The sequence below is a fragment of the Lacrimispora brassicae genome (assembly GCF_054772055.1).
In genome coordinates this window covers 256,357-273,940 of sequence record NZ_BRYH01000049.1, presented here as the reverse complement: position 1 = coordinate 273,940, position 17,584 = coordinate 256,357, and the positions used below count along the sequence as shown (strand labels likewise).

At 47.3% G+C, this 17,584-nt stretch carries 18 protein-coding genes and 2 tRNA genes; 2 read left to right on the top strand and 18 right to left on the bottom strand.

Translation table 11 applies throughout. The features are described from left to right. Positions 1 to 367: 367 nt before the first annotated feature. From ACYVD3_RS23615 to ACYVD3_RS23605, 3 genes are all read right to left on the bottom strand, one after another. Positions 368 to 456 (bottom strand) — tRNA-Ser (locus ACYVD3_RS23615). Between the two features lie 45 nt (positions 457 to 501). Further along, positions 502 to 587, bottom strand: a tRNA-Ser gene (locus ACYVD3_RS23610). A gap of 187 nt (positions 588 to 774) precedes the next feature. Further along, the gene (locus ACYVD3_RS23605) at positions 775 to 1,041 is read right to left on the bottom strand and encodes a hypothetical protein (protein ID WP_460644947.1); all 267 of its coding nucleotides are present in this window, start codon (positions 1,039 to 1,041) and stop codon (positions 775 to 777) included. Between the two features lie 260 nt (positions 1,042 to 1,301). Between ACYVD3_RS23605 and ACYVD3_RS23600 the strand changes: the two genes are divergently transcribed. Next, positions 1,302 to 1,628 carry a helix-turn-helix domain-containing protein gene (locus tag ACYVD3_RS23600; RefSeq protein ID WP_460644946.1) on the top strand — a complete coding sequence of 109 codons (327 nt, stop codon included), beginning with the start codon at positions 1,302 to 1,304 and terminating at the stop codon, positions 1,626 to 1,628. Between the two features lie 28 nt (positions 1,629 to 1,656). Here ACYVD3_RS23600 and ispD read toward each other — a convergent pair whose 3' ends face one another. The 9 genes from ispD to ACYVD3_RS23555 form a co-directional block, all read right to left on the bottom strand. Beyond that, positions 1,657 to 2,373: a 2-C-methyl-D-erythritol 4-phosphate cytidylyltransferase gene (ispD, locus tag ACYVD3_RS23595; protein WP_460644945.1), complete on the bottom strand. Its 717-nt coding sequence runs from the start codon at positions 2,371 to 2,373 to the stop codon at positions 1,657 to 1,659. A 96-nt stretch (positions 2,374 to 2,469) separates the two neighbouring features. Beyond that, on the bottom strand, positions 2,470 to 3,507 hold the full coding sequence (tsaD, locus tag ACYVD3_RS23590; protein ID WP_460644944.1) for a tRNA (adenosine(37)-N6)-threonylcarbamoyltransferase complex transferase subunit TsaD: 1,038 nt from the start codon (positions 3,505 to 3,507) through the stop codon (positions 2,470 to 2,472). Between the two features lie 10 nt (positions 3,508 to 3,517). Then, complete coding sequence (locus tag ACYVD3_RS23585) at positions 3,518 to 4,429, bottom strand: ribonuclease Z (RefSeq protein ID WP_460644943.1); 912 nt, start codon at positions 4,427 to 4,429, stop codon at positions 3,518 to 3,520. An 88-nt stretch (positions 4,430 to 4,517) separates the two neighbouring features. Next, entirely contained in the window at positions 4,518 to 4,760 is a 243-nt protein-coding gene (locus ACYVD3_RS23580; RefSeq protein ID WP_460644942.1) for a hypothetical protein, read from the bottom strand. A 143-nt stretch (positions 4,761 to 4,903) separates the two neighbouring features. After that, positions 4,904 to 5,338 (bottom strand): ribosomal protein S18-alanine N-acetyltransferase, encoded by a 435-nt coding sequence (gene rimI / locus ACYVD3_RS23575; RefSeq protein WP_460644941.1) that lies wholly within the window; start codon positions 5,336 to 5,338, stop codon positions 4,904 to 4,906. A 78-nt stretch (positions 5,339 to 5,416) separates the two neighbouring features. After that, entirely contained in the window at positions 5,417 to 6,118 is a 702-nt protein-coding gene (gene tsaB, locus ACYVD3_RS23570) for a tRNA (adenosine(37)-N6)-threonylcarbamoyltransferase complex dimerization subunit type 1 TsaB (RefSeq protein WP_460644940.1), read from the bottom strand. Beyond that, positions 6,119 to 6,544, bottom strand: coding sequence for a tRNA (adenosine(37)-N6)-threonylcarbamoyltransferase complex ATPase subunit type 1 TsaE (gene tsaE / locus ACYVD3_RS23565; protein WP_460644958.1), 426 nt, complete (start codon positions 6,542 to 6,544; stop codon positions 6,119 to 6,121). Positions 6,545 to 6,547: 3 nt separating this feature from the next. Beyond that, positions 6,548 to 7,054, bottom strand: a complete 507-nt coding sequence (locus ACYVD3_RS23560) for a YcxB family protein (protein WP_460644939.1) — start codon at positions 7,052 to 7,054, stop codon at positions 6,548 to 6,550. Between the two features lie 76 nt (positions 7,055 to 7,130). Next, positions 7,131 to 9,272, bottom strand: coding sequence for a Tex family protein (locus tag ACYVD3_RS23555; RefSeq protein WP_460644957.1), 2,142 nt, complete (start codon positions 9,270 to 9,272; stop codon positions 7,131 to 7,133). A gap of 256 nt (positions 9,273 to 9,528) precedes the next feature. Here ACYVD3_RS23555 and ACYVD3_RS23550 point away from each other — a divergent pair, with 256 nt between their 5' ends. Then, positions 9,529 to 9,924 (top strand): sodium:solute symporter, encoded by a 396-nt coding sequence (locus ACYVD3_RS23550; protein ID WP_460644938.1) that lies wholly within the window; start codon positions 9,529 to 9,531, stop codon positions 9,922 to 9,924. A 3-nt stretch (positions 9,925 to 9,927) separates the two neighbouring features. On the opposite strand, the gene ACYVD3_RS23545 is transcribed toward ACYVD3_RS23550, so the two are convergent. The 6 genes from ACYVD3_RS23545 to secA all read right to left on the bottom strand — a co-directional run bounded on the left by ACYVD3_RS23545 (position 9,928) and on the right by secA (position 17,385). Continuing rightward, on the bottom strand, positions 9,928 to 10,275 hold the full coding sequence (locus ACYVD3_RS23545; protein ID WP_460644937.1) for a DUF2752 domain-containing protein: 348 nt from the start codon (positions 10,273 to 10,275) through the stop codon (positions 9,928 to 9,930). 14 nt (positions 10,276 to 10,289) lie between these two features. Then, entirely contained in the window at positions 10,290 to 11,498 is a 1,209-nt protein-coding gene (locus tag ACYVD3_RS23540; RefSeq protein ID WP_460644936.1) for an aspartate kinase, read from the bottom strand. 127 nt (positions 11,499 to 11,625) lie between these two features. Continuing rightward, positions 11,626 to 12,849 (bottom strand): homoserine dehydrogenase, encoded by a 1,224-nt coding sequence (locus tag ACYVD3_RS23535; RefSeq protein WP_460644935.1) that lies wholly within the window; start codon positions 12,847 to 12,849, stop codon positions 11,626 to 11,628. 148 nt (positions 12,850 to 12,997) lie between these two features. After that, a complete protein-coding gene (locus ACYVD3_RS23530) occupies positions 12,998 to 13,441 on the bottom strand; it encodes an ACT domain-containing protein (protein ID WP_460644934.1) in 444 nt (147 codons plus the stop codon). Positions 13,442 to 13,579: 138 nt separating this feature from the next. Further along, positions 13,580 to 14,714 (bottom strand): peptide chain release factor 2 gene (gene prfB, locus ACYVD3_RS23525; RefSeq protein WP_460644933.1). Its coding sequence is split into 2 segments (ribosomal slippage): positions 13,580 to 14,638 and positions 14,640 to 14,714, totalling 1,134 coding nucleotides; the frame shifts between segments, so codons are not numbered across the junction. Positions 14,715 to 14,814: 100 nt separating this feature from the next. Beyond that, positions 14,815 to 17,385 carry a preprotein translocase subunit SecA gene (gene secA, locus ACYVD3_RS23520; RefSeq protein WP_460644932.1) on the bottom strand — a complete coding sequence of 857 codons (2,571 nt, stop codon included), beginning with the start codon at positions 17,383 to 17,385 and terminating at the stop codon, positions 14,815 to 14,817. Positions 17,386 to 17,584: the final 199 nt, after the last annotated feature.

The window sequence follows — 17,584 nt, the reverse complement described above, 5'->3', positions numbered from 1 at the left end:
CTTTGAAAGCGGTCGGTGATTGGTGAAAAAGTCTGTTGAAAGCGAGCTTTCATAAGGACTTTTTTGCAAATCTCCGAACATTTGCGAAGCAAATGGTAGCGAATGAAGCAAAGCTTCATGAGCGTACCGCTTGGACTTGCCATTCGGTTCAATCCGGGGTCAAAATCAACTAACTAGCTAATTTTTTTCCCGTTTTACTTGTTGTTTGGTTCGTATACAATTGCTTGTATTTGTTCTGAATTGTTCTCATTCAAAGCCATCAAACATGGCTTGTTTTATTAGAATTTTCAGGGTTTTACATACTGTTCAATCTTCAGTTTTCAAGGTGCTTTGCATCTGCTGGAAGTTTTCATTTCCCCGATGCTGACGCAGAAGGAGGGATTTGAACCCTCGCGCCGCTACTAACGGCCTACTCCCTTTCCAGGGGAGCCCCTTCAGCCACTTGGGTACTTCTGCAGTTAGCTGATTCTTTTATGTTATTAGCGGCTAAAAACCTGCCAACGGAGAGGGTGGGATTCGAACCCACGCGCCCTTGCGGACAAACGGTTTTCAAGACCGCCTCGTTATGACCACTTCGATACCTCTCCAAATGTGCTTTTATATTCTAATAGAAGTCCATGCTTTTGTCAAGCACTTTTTCTATTTTTCCCAAATCTCTTGGAGACTAATACTGCTTGTTTGCTGCGCTCATCGGCTGCAACTTGGATAGTTTATCATTGTTTGTTTATTCTGTCAACACATTTTTACATTTTTTTCAAATTATATTTCAAAGCTCTATAAAAGCTCCAAAAGTCGTTGTTTTGCTGCTTCAGGTGTCTTAAAATCTTCTTCTGTCCCCGTCATATAACGGACCGCATCTTCCCATACTTTTACAGGATAATCCGTTGCCGGTATTTTGGCAACAACGTTGCGATAGCGTCTTTTAGAAATACAGTTTCTTAAATCTGACAGGTACATGCAGCCCGACTCCGCCGCTATACGGTCCAAAAGCCCAACCTTGGCGTTTTTGTCCTTATCTATCCTGTTTTCTTCAGTTTTCATCTACCGTACCTTCTTTCGTCTTTCCCGCCCATGCTTTCTGGGCATAAAGTTATACCCACAGGGTGCTTCCTTTGATACTGACGTAGACAGGATCTGACAGCCCCCCAGTCCGCATGGCGGACTTTTCTGTATGATCATACATTAAATACTTTATATAACTAATAATATTGTAATGAATGCAACATGTCAAGTGATGGATTGCATTATTTACTACATATATTTCATTAAATGCAATACTATGGAATCAGGAGGAGCTACCTATGTATATAGATTTCAATTTTTCAAAACGCCTTTCAGAGCTTAGAGCCCAAAAGGGCGTATCCGCACGTGATATGAGTCTGTCCCTTGGACAGAACCCCACATATATCCATAAAATCGAAAACGGACTTGCTCTTCCGTCCATGATGGGCTTCTTTTATATATGCGAGTATCTGGACATTGAACCATCAGAATTTTTCTCCCACGGCATCAGCAGCCCGTCAAAAGTAAGAGAGCTGATGGAGGATGCCCAGCATTTAAACCGGGAGCAGCTTGACCACCTTCACCTGATTGTAAAGGATCTTTTAAAATCAGGAGGGAAAAAATAAAAAGGAAGCTGCGCTTACAGCATTCCTTTTATTTTTCCCAGTGGTTTCTTTTTATCAGCACTGAAGCAATTTCCATATCCTCCGGTGTTGTAATCTTTATGTTGGCATAATCGCCACGAATCAATTTCACCTTTTCCTGAGTCATGGTTTCCACTACCATTGCATCATCCGTTACTCCCCCCTGATACTTTTCCGATGACATAAGCTTTTCATAAGCCCGAAGTACCAGCTCATATTCAAAGGCCTGAGGGGTCTGGATCAGCCAAAGCCGGCTCCTGTCCGGAGTCATGGCGGCAAATTCATTTTCATCAGACATCTTAATGGTGTCTTTTACAGGCATCCCAACTACACAGGCCCTGTACTTTCTGACTCCACGGGAAGCTGCTTCTATGATCTTTTCGGTTACACAGGGTCTGGCCCCGTCATGGATCAGGACGTAATCACAGTTTTTAACTGCCTTTAGGCCTTGGTATACGGAATGATACCGTTCCTTTCCCCCTTCTGTAACCGCTGTCACTTTGCTGAATCCGTATTTCTCTATAATCTCCTCCCGGCAATGCCTGGCCTCTCCCGGGCCGGTCACCAGGACGATCTCATCTACCGAACTGTTTTCAAAGGCAAGAAGTGCATAATACAGCAGCGGTTTCCCCAAGAGCTCCATGTACTGCTTATGTACCTGGCCGCCCATACGGGTTCCCTTTCCTGCTGCCAATATGACTGCTGCCGTTCTCATCCTGTCCTCCATAGGATCATTACCTCTTTCCTGCCCAGTTCTTGAGGGATAAAAGGATACTCTATCCTTTCCACACCTTCTGAGACATAAAAATCTCCTCCCGGCGCACTATCTCTCCCCAAGCTTTAAATTAGGAATTGCATTTAAATCCCAACCGGATCTGGCTCCGTTGATATACTCATAATAAGCTGCCGTACCGATCATGGCCGCATTATCGGTGCAGTAAACGGGTGACGGATAGAAAAAGGCAATTCCTTCTTTTTCACAGGCAAGGCTCATCTCTTTCCGAAGGGCAGAGTTGGAAGCCACGCCTCCGGCGATGGCTACCTTTTTAAATCCATATTCTTTTGCAGCATCCACTGTATGGCTTACCAGCACATCCACAACCGCATTCTGAAAGGATGCAGCCAGATCGGCCACATTGATTTCCTCTCCTATCATGTTGGCGTGGTTAATATGGTTTAATACTGCTGACTTTAAGCCGCTGAAGCTGAAATCGTAAACGCTTCCCTCTACCTTTGCCCGGGGAAATTTGATGGCATGGGGATTTCCTTCCTTTGCCGCCTGGTCAATCTTCGGACCTCCCGGATATCCAAGGCCAACCGCTCTTGCCACCTTGTCAAAGGCCTCTCCTGCCGCATCATCTCTGGTGCGGCCCAGAATCTCAAATTCTCCGTAATCCTTTACAACCACAAGATGGGTATGGCCCCCGGAGACGATCAGACATAAAAATGGCGGTTCCAGGTCGGGATGTTCAATAAAATTAGCTGATACATGTCCTTCAATATGGTGCACTCCCACCAACGGCTTCCCCTCCGCATAGGCAATGGCCTTTGCCTCGGCAACGCCCACAAGAAGCGCTCCCACCAGGCCAGGGCCATAAGTGACGCCTATGGCGTCCATATCCTCCAGGCACAGCCCTGCCTCCAGAAGAGCGGCTTCTATGACCTGGTTCATTTTTTCAATATGCTTTCTGGATGCGATTTCCGGCACAACGCCCCCGTATAATGTATGCAGGGCGATCTGAGAGGAGATCACATTGGAAAGGATCTCTCTTCCGTTCTTTACTACGGCTGCCGCCGTCTCATCACAGGAACTTTCAATCGCAAGTATATAGACATCTTCCTCTGTATGGTTTTTCTTCATTGCCTCTTCCTCACTCCTCATCAAATTCCAGCTCCAAGGTCCAGGCATCTTTTGCCGCTTTGGCGCGGGGAAAGATTTCCCGGACTTTCTCCATATATTCCTCTGGCCTGGTGAGGGAGGGGCTGTAATGAGTCAGCCACATCTGCCTTGGCTGGGCTTCCTTTGCCAGTCTGGCAGCTTCATAAAAGGTCATATGCTTATATTCCCTGGCCTTTGTTTCCTTTCCTTCCTCTCCGTACATGCCCTCGCAGATAAAAAGATCCGCCTCCTTTGCATATTCCGCAATCACAGGAACCGGTCTTGTATCCGTACAATAGGTGACCTTAAGCCCCCGCCTTGCCGAGCCCAAAACCATGTCAGGAGTTAAAGTCCTTTCACCGTCTGCAATCGTTTCCCCCTTTTGCAGACGGCTCCAGAATTTCTGGGGTATTCCTGCGGCATTGGCCCGTTCTACATCAAAACGGCCCTTCCTTGGAATGGAAATGGAATAACCATAACAAACCACGTTGTGATTCACCCGGTAAGCATCGATCACATATGGCCCGATGGTCACCTGCTCCCGGTTTTCGGAAAGCTCGATGAATTTCAGTTCAAATGGCAGCTCCGGCGCAATGATCCGAAGAGCTCCTACCACACGCTCTAAGCCCTTTGGCCCCATAAGAGTCAGGGGTTCCTTCCTTTCCGCATTGCCCATGGTCAGGAGAAGCCCCGGAAGACCGCTTATATGGTCGGCGTGATAATGGGTAAAACAAATGATGTCAATGGGTTTCGGGCTCCAGCCCTTTTCCTTTAACGCAATCTGGGTTCCTTCCCCGCAGTCAATGAGAAGATCACTGCCGTCGCATCTGGCCATCATGGCTGTCAGCCACCGGTATGGCAGAGGCATCATTCCTCCGGTTCCCAGCAAACATATATCCAACATAAAATTTCCTCGCTTTGGTTTCTATCAATGAACAGCGGTTAAAAAACCGCCTCATAAAATCATATCACAAAGCAGAGGCAATTAGCAACTATAAATATTCCAACTGTTCTTCTACCTCCACAGGAATCTTGAACTCCTGAATAATGGCATCGTAACAGTCCTCGCACAGATCTAGATGATGGATTTCCCCATCCTTCTCGGAGAAAAAGTCCCAGGTATGATTAATGCTTAATACCCCCTCCCTGGCAACACCTTCTGACACGATAATTTTTTTGCCACAGCAGTTGCACACAACTGTTTCAAGTTGACCACCGTTTTTGTACTTTCTCATCTTCCTCTCACCTTTCCTTTTTCGCACTTACCAGCTAAGCCCTGTTTCCGTTTTGCATAATCTGAAAATAGGAAAAAGGGCATCCTTACTGGATACCCCTACATTATAAACGGTGTTTCCCCCTATTTTTAGTGGTAAATGTTTCATATCCGGCGGTTCCACATAATGACGGCATTTTCTTGAGGATTCAGGTAATAATTTTTCCGGATGGTTTCCTCTTCAAAACCATAGGATCTATAAAGGTTTCTGGCTTTTTTATTGCTTTCACGGACCTCTAAAGACATGGACTTTACTCCCTTTTTTATGGAATATTCCACCAGCCGGTCCATAAGTTTCTTTGATAGTCCCCTCCCCCTGTACTCTGGGAGAACGGCGATCCGGAGCAATTCTCCTTCCCCGGCAATGATCCGGAAGACGCAGTACCCAAAAAGGCCCCCCCCCTCTTCTAACACCAGCCAGGTATCAAGGCTGCTTTCCAGCCCCTCTTTGACGGATTCCAAAGACCATGGATCGGAAAAACAGATCTGTTCTATTTCAGAAACTCCAAACACATCCTCCGGCCCCATTTCATGAACCATGGGCTTCTCCTCCTTTTACGAAAGTTCCATTCACCTAACGGCTATTTTCTAAAATTCAAGCCACGCTCACCCTTGCTTTCATTCAGAAAAATGTGCTTCCCGCTCCCGTTCCGCCTGAGGCTTTCTTAAATAAACAGGGGCATGATCTTCTGCCCCAAGGGTCTTCCCTTCCTCATAATACCGGCAGCCCAGGGCCGCCACCGCTGCCGCCCGCTGCCGGTTCAAATGAGCCGGGGCAAACAGGAAGGGAACGGTCATCTTTTCTTGTATCTGCTTTCTGTATACAGGAACTCCGTCTCCTAAGAAAATCACCTTTTGTCCGGATGTATTCAATTCTTCCACCAATTCTTCAATGTCCATGGCGCATTGTTCCTTAATCACGGAAAATCCGTCCCTGTTGTCATAAATGCCCGTGTATACCTGATTTCTTCTGGCATCCATGATGGGGCAGACACTATAGGCACTGCCGTAGAGGTTATAAGCCATGGCATCCACGGTGGGCACGGAAATTAAGGGCTTCTTTAATGCAAGGCCAAGGCCTTTGCCTGTAGCAGAGCCGATCCGCAGCCCGGTAAAAGAACCCGGTCCTCCGGAAACAGCGATGGCATCAATGGTTTTTAAGTCCAGATCCACCATTTTTACAATTTCATCCAACATGGGAAGAAGGGTCTGAGAATGGGTCCTCTTAAAATTTACCGTATATTCCGCAGTCGTTACCTCGTCCTCCACCAGGGCAACGGAAGCCACCAAAGACGAGCTCTCAATTCCAAGTATCCTCATTTACATTCCCTCCACGGTTATTTTCCTGTAATCAAACCCTTTTTCCATATCCTTTTCTATGGTTATAGTTATTACATGGTCAGGAAGAAGCTCCCTGATCAGGTTGGACCACTCAATAAGGCTCACGCCTTCCCCGTAAAAACAGTCCTCATAACCGATCTCATCCATCTCGCTGATATCGCCGATCCGGTATACGTCAAAATGATAGAAAGGCAGGCGTCCCTCCTCATACTGGTTGACAATGGTGAACGTAGGACTGTTCACCGGTTCCACGATCCCAAGGCCTGACGCAAACCCCTGGGTAAATACGGTCTTCCCAACACCCAAATCCCCATTTAAGCAGTACACAGAGGAAGGCCTGGCTTCCTCTCCCATTTTTTTCCCAAGTTCATAGGTCTCTTCTGGCTTCCAGCTTTCTATAACCATCATTTATATCCTCTTTCGCCTTTCAGGAGGCAGTTTTTCTTTAATAAGCCCACGGACTGCCGCCTTTTTTTCTCCCACAACGGAATCAGGCAGCAAATAGGCGTGCACCCGATCCATATACAGGATCATCATATCCCTCACACGGTCCACCTTTGAAACGTTCTCCCAGGCAATTGGAAGGCTTTCCTCTCCCTGGGAAACCAGGATCCCTTCCTCATCAAAGGAAAGGGTCATGATGTTCTGGAACATGGGAGTCTTTGCCTGCTTAAGAGCCTTTAAATAAAGAATGCCCGGCTGCCAGACCGTAAACATCAGGGCGCAGACGACTAACAGCACCCGGTATGATGTAGAATTGGAGCTCCATGTGGTGATCAGGAGAAACACCGCAGCAGCGCTGAAAATAATATTAAAAAGCCCCTGCATCCCCCGATAGGAATGATACATGGAAAACTTCCACAGATCCTTTGCCGTCAATTTTACTTCTATTACAATCGGCTGTTTCTCTTCCACTCATTTCTCCTTCCTGTGCCTTAGGCACAGCATTTCCCAGCATATTTTTTAATAAAGACAAGGAAAGCACTTCCTTTTATAATTTCATGGTCAGGGCGATCCTTTTTTTCTGTGCATCCACGCTTATGACCTTGACTTCAACAATGTCTCCCACGCTGACTGCTTCCAGGGGATGTTTGATGAATTTATCCGACATCTGCGAAATGTGAACAAGGCCATCCTGGTGAACGCCGATATCCACAAAAGCACCGAAATCAATGACATTTCTCACGGTTCCTTTTAAAACCATGCCTGGCTGCAGATCCTTCATTTCCATTACATCGGTCCGGAGGATGGGAGCGGGCATATGGTCCCTGGGATCCCTTGCCGGTTTTTCCAGTTCCTTTACAATATCCCGCAGGGTGATTTCTCCGATTTCCAACTGGGCTGCCAGGGTCTTATAATCCAGGATCTTTTTGCCGATCCCGCTTAAGCCGCCGCGAGCCAGCTCTGTCAACTCATAGCCCAGCTTATCCAAAAGCTTTTTTGCCGCCCCATAGGTTTCAGGATGAACGCTGGTTCCGTCCAGGGGATTTTTTCCTCCCTGGATCCTCATAAAGCCGGCGCACTGTTCGTAGGCCTTTGGTCCCAGCTTCGGCACCTTAAGAAGCTGGCTTCTGCCGGTAAATGCCCCGTTCTCTTCCCGGTAGATCACGATGTTCTTTGCAATGGGCTTTGAAATTCCGGATATGTATTCCAGAAGGGAAGCGGAGGCCGTATTTAAGTCCACGCCCACCTTGTTCACACAGTCTTCCACCACGCCCTGAAGAGCCTCGCTTAAATGTTTTTGATTCATATCATGCTGGTACTGGCCCACTCCAATGGATTTAGGGTCGATCTTAACCAGCTCTGCCAGAGGATCCTGGAGCCTTCTTGCAATGGAGGCTGCACTCCTTTGGCCAACGTCAAAATTGGGGAACTCCTCCGTGGCAAGCTTGCTGGCGGAATAAACGGAGGCTCCTGCCTCGTTTACGATGATATACTGAACCTGCTCTGGTATTTCCTTTAACAATTCCACGATCACTACTTCCGATTCCCTGGATGCAGTTCCATTTCCAACAGAAATCAGGGAAACCTGGTATTTCTTGATCAGCTTCCTTAAAACGGCCTTTGCCTCCTCCACTTTGTTCTGAGGTGCCGTAGGATGGATAACTATGGTATCAAGGACTTTTCCGGTTTCATCTACAACAGCCAGCTTGCAGCCGGTCCGGAATGCCGGATCCCAGCCCATGACCACCCGTCCTGCAATGGGAGGCTGCATTAATAGCTGCTCTAAATTCTTTCCAAAGACCCGGATGGCGCCGTCCTCTGCCTGCTCCGTCAAAGTGCTTCTTACCTCCCGCTCAATGGCCGGAGCTATAAGACGTTCATAGCTGTCTCCTATTACCTCTTTTAAGACGGGAGCTGTATATGGGTTGTCCCTTTCAATCACCTGTTTTTCCAAAAACCGCAGAATCTGTTCCACAGGCGCAAGGATTTTCACCGTAAGGATCTTCTCCTTTTCCCCCCGGTTTAAGGCCAGGACCCTGTGACCTGCAGACTTCTTTATGGTTTCCTCATAATTGTAATACATTTCATATACGGATTCCGCCTCTTCATCCTTTGCCGCCGACTGAATGCTTCCCTGGTTCACGGTAGCATTCCTGATATAGGTACGGTATTCCGCATTGTCGGAAATCCGCTCTGCAAGAATGTCCTTTGCTCCGCTTATGGCCTCTTCCGGGGAAGAAACCCCTTTTTCTTCGGAAACGTACCGGACCGCAGCCTCTGTCAATGGAGTCTTTATCATCTGAAGCTGGATTAAGTCCGCAAGAGGCTCCAGCCCCTTTTCCTTTGCAATGGTGGCCCTTGTCCTTCTTTTAGGTTTATAAGGACGGTATAAATCCTCCACTGCCACCAGGGTCTGGGCTTCTAAAATCTTTTTTTCCAGCTCCGGCGTCAGCTTTTCCTGTTCCCTGATGGAGGAAAGGACCTGGTCCTTCCGTTCTTCCAAGTTCCGCAGATAGCGGAGCCGCTCATCCAGGTTCCGCAGGACCTCATCGTTTAAGGAACCGGTGACCTCCTTCCGGTATCTTGCAATAAACGGAATGGTGTTTCCTTCATCAATGAGCTTTACTGCTGCTTCCACCTGTCCGCGGGCAATGGAAAGCTCTTCTTGTAATGCTTTTATAATATCCATGGCGATCCCCTTATTTTTCATAATTTGAATCCTGATGAATCAGACGGATATGCAAGCATACCCGGTTGGTTCACAAACCGGGGGTTGAAAGACGTTTTTCTTACAACCTTCATTCAATTTACTATTATAATTCATCAGCCGGGCTTATGCAAGACCCGTCTGGACACGGGGCCCTTTTCATGCTACAATCATACAATAGTGTGGTTTATGAAAACGCTTTTCTGTTTTCACAATATGTAAACGAGGTAAATTACGAATGGAAGAAAATCATAACAGCAACAACGGGATGCTGCCCCAGATCCGTCCCACAGGTTCTTTTCTGGCCTTCTGGTCCGTTCTTCTGGGCGGCATTGGACTGGCCAGCGACTGCCTTCCCTTTTTCAGCATCTGGAGCCTGCCTGCCGGCCTTTTTCTCGGTCTGATGGGCATCGCATGCGCCGTCCTTTCCAGACAAGGAAAACCCTTTACCCAGCAGGCCCAGCTCGGTCTGATCCTGTCTGTTATCTCCGCAGTATGCGGCCTTATGATGGCATTGTTTATTATTTTTGTATACGACACCATGGATACCAACACAGCTTTGGGCCAGTATTTCCGACAGGTTTTCGAGACTGCCTCCCAGGCCCTTACAGCCACTTCTCCTTCCGGAGACTAAGGCCTACCTCATAAGAGGGAGCAGATCCACCCCCTTAAAAACCAGCATATAATTCTTGAAAATCCAATTGGCCGCCGCAACAGCGGTCCCTGCCAGGATCAATATCCTGTCTCTTTTTCTATGATCCATAGGAGTCATTGGCCCTTTAATGGCAGTCCTTAAGATCAATTCCAAAAAAAATACGAAAACAGCATAAAGGACCAGCGGATGATACTGAAAACTCATCCGCAGGTCCCCACGTAACAATGACCGGATGGCCCGGGTCCCGCCGCAACCCGGACAATAAAGTCCTGTCAGGGAATGAAACAGGCAGGGCAGCCCCAGGCCAAATATTTTTTTTAACCAGTTCATTTCTCTGCCGACCCTTAATCTGCCAGGTCAAAGGCATCATGAACCGTCCTCATGGCACGGTTTACATCTGCTTCATCGATCAGGACCGTTATCCGTATCTCAGAGGTTGCAATCATCTTGATGTTTACATTGGCGCTGGAAAGGGCCTCGAACATCTTTGCAGCCACTCCGGGATTGCCGGTCATCCCTGCACCGATGATGGAAATCTTGGCTACGCCTTCCTCGCTGGTCACATCCTGGGCGGTGATGGAATCCATATTTTTCTTTAAAAGTTCCATGGTATCCATTAAGTCCGTCTTTGCCACCGTAAAGGAAATGTCTTTTCTCTCTTCCCGTCCGATGGACTGGATGATGATATCCACGTTAATGTTGTTCTTTGCTAGGAGATTAAAGATTTTAAAAGCAATCCCAGGCGTATTTTTGACCCCGATTACTGAAATACGGGCTACATTTTTATCCGCGGCCACGCCGCTAACCAGCATTCTTTCCAATTTTGTTTCCTCCTTGACAACTGTACCTTCTGCCCTGGTCAGGCTTGACAGAACAACCAACTGAACTCCATAACGCTTTGCCATCTCCACAGACCGGTTATGGAGCACCTTTGCTCCCAGAGAAGCGAATTCCAGCATTTCATCATAAGAAACCTCAGGAAGCTTTCTGGCATTTGGAACAATGTGAGGGTCTGCCGTATATACGCCATCCACATCCGTATATATCTCACATGCGTCCGCATGAAGGGCAGCAGCAAGGGCCACGGCTGTTGTATCGGAGCCTCCACGGCCAAGTGTTGTTAAGTCGTCATATTTGTTAAGCCCCTGAAAACCTGTGATGATCACAATTTTCCTGGCATCCAGTTCATGCCGTATGCGTTCTGTATCGATCCGCTTTAATTTGGCCATCCCGTAGGCAGAGGTGGTGTGCATGGCCACCTGGGCCGCGTTTAAAGAAACGGCCGGAACTCCCAGAGAATTCATTGCCATAGCCATAAGAGCCACGCTGATCTGCTCTCCTGTGGCTAAGAGCATATCCAGCTCCCTCTTGGGAGGGTTTGGATTTATCTCATGGGCCTTTGCAATGAGACCGTCCGTGGTCTTTCCCATAGCGGACAGGACCACCACTACCTGATTGCCTTTTTCATACTCCTCAATGCAGCGCTTTGCCACATTAAATATTCTTTCCTTGTCTGCGACGGAGCTACCGCCAAATTTTTTCACTACTAACATTGATGCCTCCTGGCGAAAAGTCAAGCGGATATTCTCATCCGCCTTGCTGTATGCTCATAAACCTGTTACACCTTGTAAAGCGGACATTCCCATTCCGCTTCACTCCATGCTCATAAACGCAAGCCGCTTATTTGCATTCAAATTCTGCACGGATCCGCTGCCTGATCCCCGGCAGCTTTTTCGCTTTCAACCCGTATTCCTCTTCGGTCATGGTCTCCGTAAGGACCGCAAATTCATCCATATGGTCCAGTTCTACCACTTCCACCTTGCCAAATACTTCCTCCACTTCTTTCATGCGCTTTTCAGCGATCCCCTTGACCCTCACAAAGTAACGGAAGGAAAAGCTGTCTATGGCTGAAATGGTAAGGCTTTCCCTGTCCCATCCCATTTCCACATGATGATCATGGCATTTAAGGGCCTCTATAATATCCGCTACCACAGCGCTGGCTGTGGGAAGCTTTCCTGCACCGCTTCCGTAGAACATGGAAGTGCCTACCATATTTCCCTTTACAAGGATTCCGTTATATACATCGTTTACCGAATATAAGGGGTGATCCTTTCCGATCATGACCGGGGCTACAAATGCATGGACGGTTCCTCCCTGGATCCTGCTTGAGCCGAACAGCTTTACAGAGGTTCCCATAGCATCGGCATAGCGGAAATCCACATCCGTTATTTTTGTAATCCCTTCTGTATAAATATGCTCATAATTGACCTCGTGTCCCGTAGCCATTGCCGTCAAGATGGCAATCTTTCGACAGGTATCGTGTCCCTCCACATCAGCTTCCGGGTTCCGCTCCGCATAGCCAAGGTCCTGGGCCTCTCTTAAGGCCGTCTCAAAGGACTCTCCGGCTTTTGCCATTTTTGTCAATATGTAGTTTGTGGTTCCATTTAAAATACCGGTGATCTCTTCCATCTCCTCGCCTGCAAGGGAAGTGTAAAGAGGGCGTATGATGGGGATGCCTCCGCCTACGCTGGCCTCAAAAAAGAAATTCACATTGTGCGCTCTGGCAATTTCCAAAAGCTCGGTGCCGTACGCCGCCACCAGGGCCTTGTTGGAGGTTGCCACATGCTTTCCTGCTTCCAGGCTTGCCTTTACAAAGGGATAAGCCGGATTTAATCCTCCCATGGTCTCGATCACCATAGAGACTTCAGGATCCTTCTCAATGACGGAAAAATCGTGAACGATCTTATCCTCCATAGGGTCCCCTGGAAATTCCCTTAAATCCAGAACATACTTCACACCAACCCTGTCGCCTGCCTTTTTGGCAATCATCTCTTTGTTTCTTTCCAATACCTCTGCCACACCTGATCCAATGGTGCCATAGCCCATAATTGCAATATGTCTCATATTCTGTCTCCTCCAGCAATTCGATTTCGCATTATTTTTTCAAGGAAATCCGATTCGCCATTCGGCTCATCCAACGGCTGATTTTCTAAGTGCCCTTCAGGGGAACACTCAGGCGGCCTTGCCTGCCTTCATTAAGAAAATCATGCCTCTACTCCCTGGCTAAAATTTTAACGTAGTGGATCCCATCTTTTTCTTCTATATCCTCCAGCATTTTTGAAACATTGCCGGTGGTCTCAAGGACTTCCACGCTTAATGTCAAGGTAGCCACTCCGTTAACCGGAATGCTCTGATGTATGGTGAGAATATTGGCACGGTACACAGCTACTACATGAAGCAGGTCAGACAGCAAACCCGGTTCGTCATCCATCTGCATCACAAGAGTAATGGTTTTACCTTTCGTATTATCGTAAAAAGGAAAGATGTCATCCTTATACTTATAAAAAGAACTGCGGCTGATCCCCACCCGGTCAGTCGCCTCCTGAACAGTAATGACGCGCTCCGATTCCAACAGCTTTTTTGCCTCAACTACTTTCAGTAATACTTCAGGTACAGCCTTTTGCTTTACCACAAAATATTTACTTTTTTCTTCCATAAAAAAATATCTTCCCTTCTGTGTCCGCAACGGAAATACATCTGTGCTCATAGGGAAGATATTATCATATTTATGCAGGGTATGCAACTATTTTTCTATTTATTTTCTTCGGTTCTTAAAAAAATACAGGGAAAGCCTTTATTCCCCGCTGCTGTCTCCGGCCTTTGCCCCGGTACTTATCCAGCGTAAATAGGCGTACATGAACTGATCCAGAGAACCGTCCAGAACGCTTCCTACATTGCCGGTTTCCGCATTGGTCCTGTGATCCTTGACCATGGTATAAGGCTGAAGGACATAAGAACGGATCTGGTTTCCCCAGCCGATCTCTGTCACGTCTCCTCTGATACCAGACAGTTTTTCCGCATTTTCCTGCTGCTTTAACATATAAAGCTTTGCTTTTAACATCTGCATGGCCTTGTCCTTGTTCTGGAACTGGGAACGCTCATTCTGGCACTGGACCACAGTTCCAGTAGGAAGGTGGGTAATACGGATGGCTGAGGAGGTCTTGTTGATATGCTGCCCACCGGCACCGCTGGAACGGTAGGTATCAATGCGAAGGTCCTCTTCGTTGATATCCACATCTAAGTCCTCTTCAATATCCGGCATGACATCGCAGGATACAAAGGAGGTCTGGCGTTTGCCTGCAGCATTAAAGGGGGAGATGCGCACCAGACGGTGAACGCCTTTTTCCGACTTTAAATACCCATAGGCATTAGGCCCGTTGATCTGCACCGTAACAGACTTGATGCCCGCTTCTTCCCCGTCAAGGTAATCCAGGACCTCCAGAGAAAAGCCTTTTTTCTCCGCCCAACGGCAGAACATGCGGTACAGCATGCCGCACCAGTCACAGGATTCGGTTCCTCCTGCCCCGGCGTTAAGCCTTAATATGGCGTTGTCTCCGTCATACTCTCCTGACAGAAGGGTATTGATGCGCATGAATTCCAGTTTTTCCTTGAATTCGCTCAGCATCTCTTCCACTTCCGGGACCAGGGAATGATCATTCTCCTCATTTCCCATTTCAATCATCACACCGATGTCTTCATACTGCCGCTCCAGTTCCTTATAACTCTGGACCGTGTCCTTTAAATTCTTTGCAAGCTGTACAATCTTTGCCGACTTTTCCGGATCCTCCCAAAAACTCGGCTCTTCCATGGACTTGTCCAGCTCATCGATCCTCTTTAACTTATTATCTAAGTCAAAGTGAATCCCTCACTTCCACTAATGGTTTTTGAAACGTTGATAATTCGTATTTGTACTGGTCTAACTCTACCACTGTGTCACCCGCTTTCTGTTTTTAATTTATTTTTAATTTATAAATACAAAATTGGAGTTCTGTCCTTAAAAAGGGTGCGAACTCCAATTTTATAAAAATACTATACTAATTTACGTCCGCAGCACTGCTTATATTTCTTACCGGAACCGCATGGACACGGATCATTGGGGTAAACCTTGGATTCTATCTTTTTCACCGGCGCTTTCGGGCCGCTTTCATCCTTATTGGTTCCCGTCACCTTGGCAGCCGGTTCTCTCTCCACCTTCTGCTCCACCCGGATGTGGAACAGGATCCTTACGGTATCCTCACGGATGGCCGCTGCCATCTCATCAAACATCTGATATCCGCTCATCTTGTATTCCACCAGCGGATCTCTCTGTCCGTAAGCCTGCAGGCCGATGCCCTGGCGAAGCTGATCCATGTCGTCAATATGGGACATCCATTTATTATCGATCACCTTTAAGAGAATGACACGCTCGATCTCACGGATCTGCTCTCCCTCAGGAAATTCTGCTTCCTTTGTTTCATAAAGCTTAATGGCTTCTTCCTTCAGCATATGCTTCAGTTCATTCTTCCTGATCTTCTTATCCTCGGGAAGAGTGATGGGCTGTAAGGGAATGATGGGAAGAAGGAGGGTGTTAAGCTCGTTTAAATCCCAATCCTCCGGTGCCTGTTCCTCGCTGACGGAAAGATCCACCGCATTTTCCACGATATCGGTCACCATCTTTAAGATGACATCCCGCATATTGTCTCCATCCAGTACTTTTCTTCTCTCCGAATAGATCACTTCACGCTGTTCGTTCATGACCTCGTCGTATTTAAGAAGGTTCTCACGGATGCCGTAGTTGTTTGTCTCGATCTTCATCTGAGCCTTTTCAATGGCGTTTGAGAGCATCTTGTGCTCGATCTGCTCTCCTTCCGGCACACCCAGGGCATTGAACATGCCTACCAGACGCTCGGAACCAAACAGACGCATTAAATCATCTTCAAGGGAGATATAAAATCTGGATTCTCCCGGGTCACCCTGACGTCCGGAACGGCCGCGAAGCTGGTTATCAATACGGCGGGATTCATGGCGCTCCGTACCGATGATCTTTAAACCGCCTGCTGCCTTTGATTCGTCGTCAAGCTTGATATCCGTACCACGGCCTGCCATGTTGGTGGCAATGGTCACAGCCTTATGCACACCTGCATCTGCCACGATCTCAGCTTCCAGCTCATGATATTTTGCATTGAGCACCTTATGGGGAATTCCCCGGCGCTTTAGCATGCCGCTTAACATTTCAGAGGTTTCAATGGTAATGGTACCTACCAGGACAGGCTGTCCCTTCCCGTAAGCGATTTCCACCTCATCGCATACCGCTTCAAATTTTTCTTTCTTTGTTTTATAAACGGCATCCTCCTGGTCGATACGGGATACCGGACGGTTGGTCGGGATAGAAATGGCATCCATGCCGTAGGTGTTACGGAATTCTTTTTCCTCTGTAAGGGCGGTACCGGTCATACCGGCCTTTTTGTTGTACTTATTAAAGAAGTTCTGGAAGGTGATGGTGGCAAGGGTCTTACTCTCTCTGCGCACATTCACATGTTCCTTGGCTTCAATGGCCTGATGGAGTCCGTCAGAATAACGTCTGCCGGGCATGATACGTCCCGTAAATTCATCAACGATCAGGACCTCGTCATCCTTTACCACATAATCCTTATCCCGGAACATGAGATAATTGGCACGAAGGGCCAGAATGATGTTATGCTGGATCTCTAAGTTCTGCGGATCGGATAAGTTCTCTATATGGAAGAACTGCTCTACCTTATCCACACCCTGTTCGGTCAAGTTCACTACCTTGTCCTTTTCATCCACAACGAAATCGCCGGTTTCTACGATTTCCTCTCCCATGATGGCTGCCATCTTGGAGAATTCCCCGGAAGCCTCGCCCCGCTCTAACTGGTGGGACAGGATGTCACAAACCTCATACAGCTTTGTGGATTTTCCGCTCTGTCCAGAAATGATAAGAGGTGTTCTTGCCTCATCAATCAATACGGAGTCCACCTCATCAATGATACAAAAGTCTAAATTTCTTAAAACCATCTGTTCCTTATAGATGGCCATGTTATCTCTCAGATAATCGAAACCAAGCTCGTTGTTGGTTACATAGGTAATATCGCAGTTATATGCGGTGCGTCTTTCGTCAGAATTCATGGAGTTAAGCACCACACCAACGGTCATTCCCAGAAATTCATGGACTCTTCCCATCCACTCTGCATCTCGTTTTGCCAGGTAATCGTTGACCGTTACGATCTGGACCCCATCGCCTGCAAGGGCATTTAAATAAGCAGGGCAGGTGGATACCAGGGTCTTACCTTCACCTGTCTTCATTTCAGAAATACGTCCCTGGTGAAGAACGAGCCCTCCAATGAGCTGTACACGGAAATGTTCCATATTAAGAACTCTTCGTGCGGCCTCTCTCACCGTTGCAAACGCTTCCGGTAAAATATCATCAAGAGTCTCACCTGCGGAAAGTCTCTCTTTGAAAAGCTTTGTATTGTTCCTCAGCTCCTCATCCGTAAGTGCTACCATGGATGGGCGCATAGCTTCTATCTTATCCACAATGGGCTCTATTAATTTTAATTCTCTTTCACTATGAGTTCCAAATATTTTTTGAACGAGGTTCATGATTCATTCTCCTACTCTTCTTAACGATATACACGTTACAATCTCGTATATTGTAGCACTATCTCCTCTTTAATTCAACGAATTCATAAAAAATTAACATTCTGGTAATAATCCGGCTCAATTTTTCCCAGGTCCTTCCTTTTTCCACAGCAAACAACGGCAAATCTGGAAAAAATTATGTCGATCTGACAGATTGCAC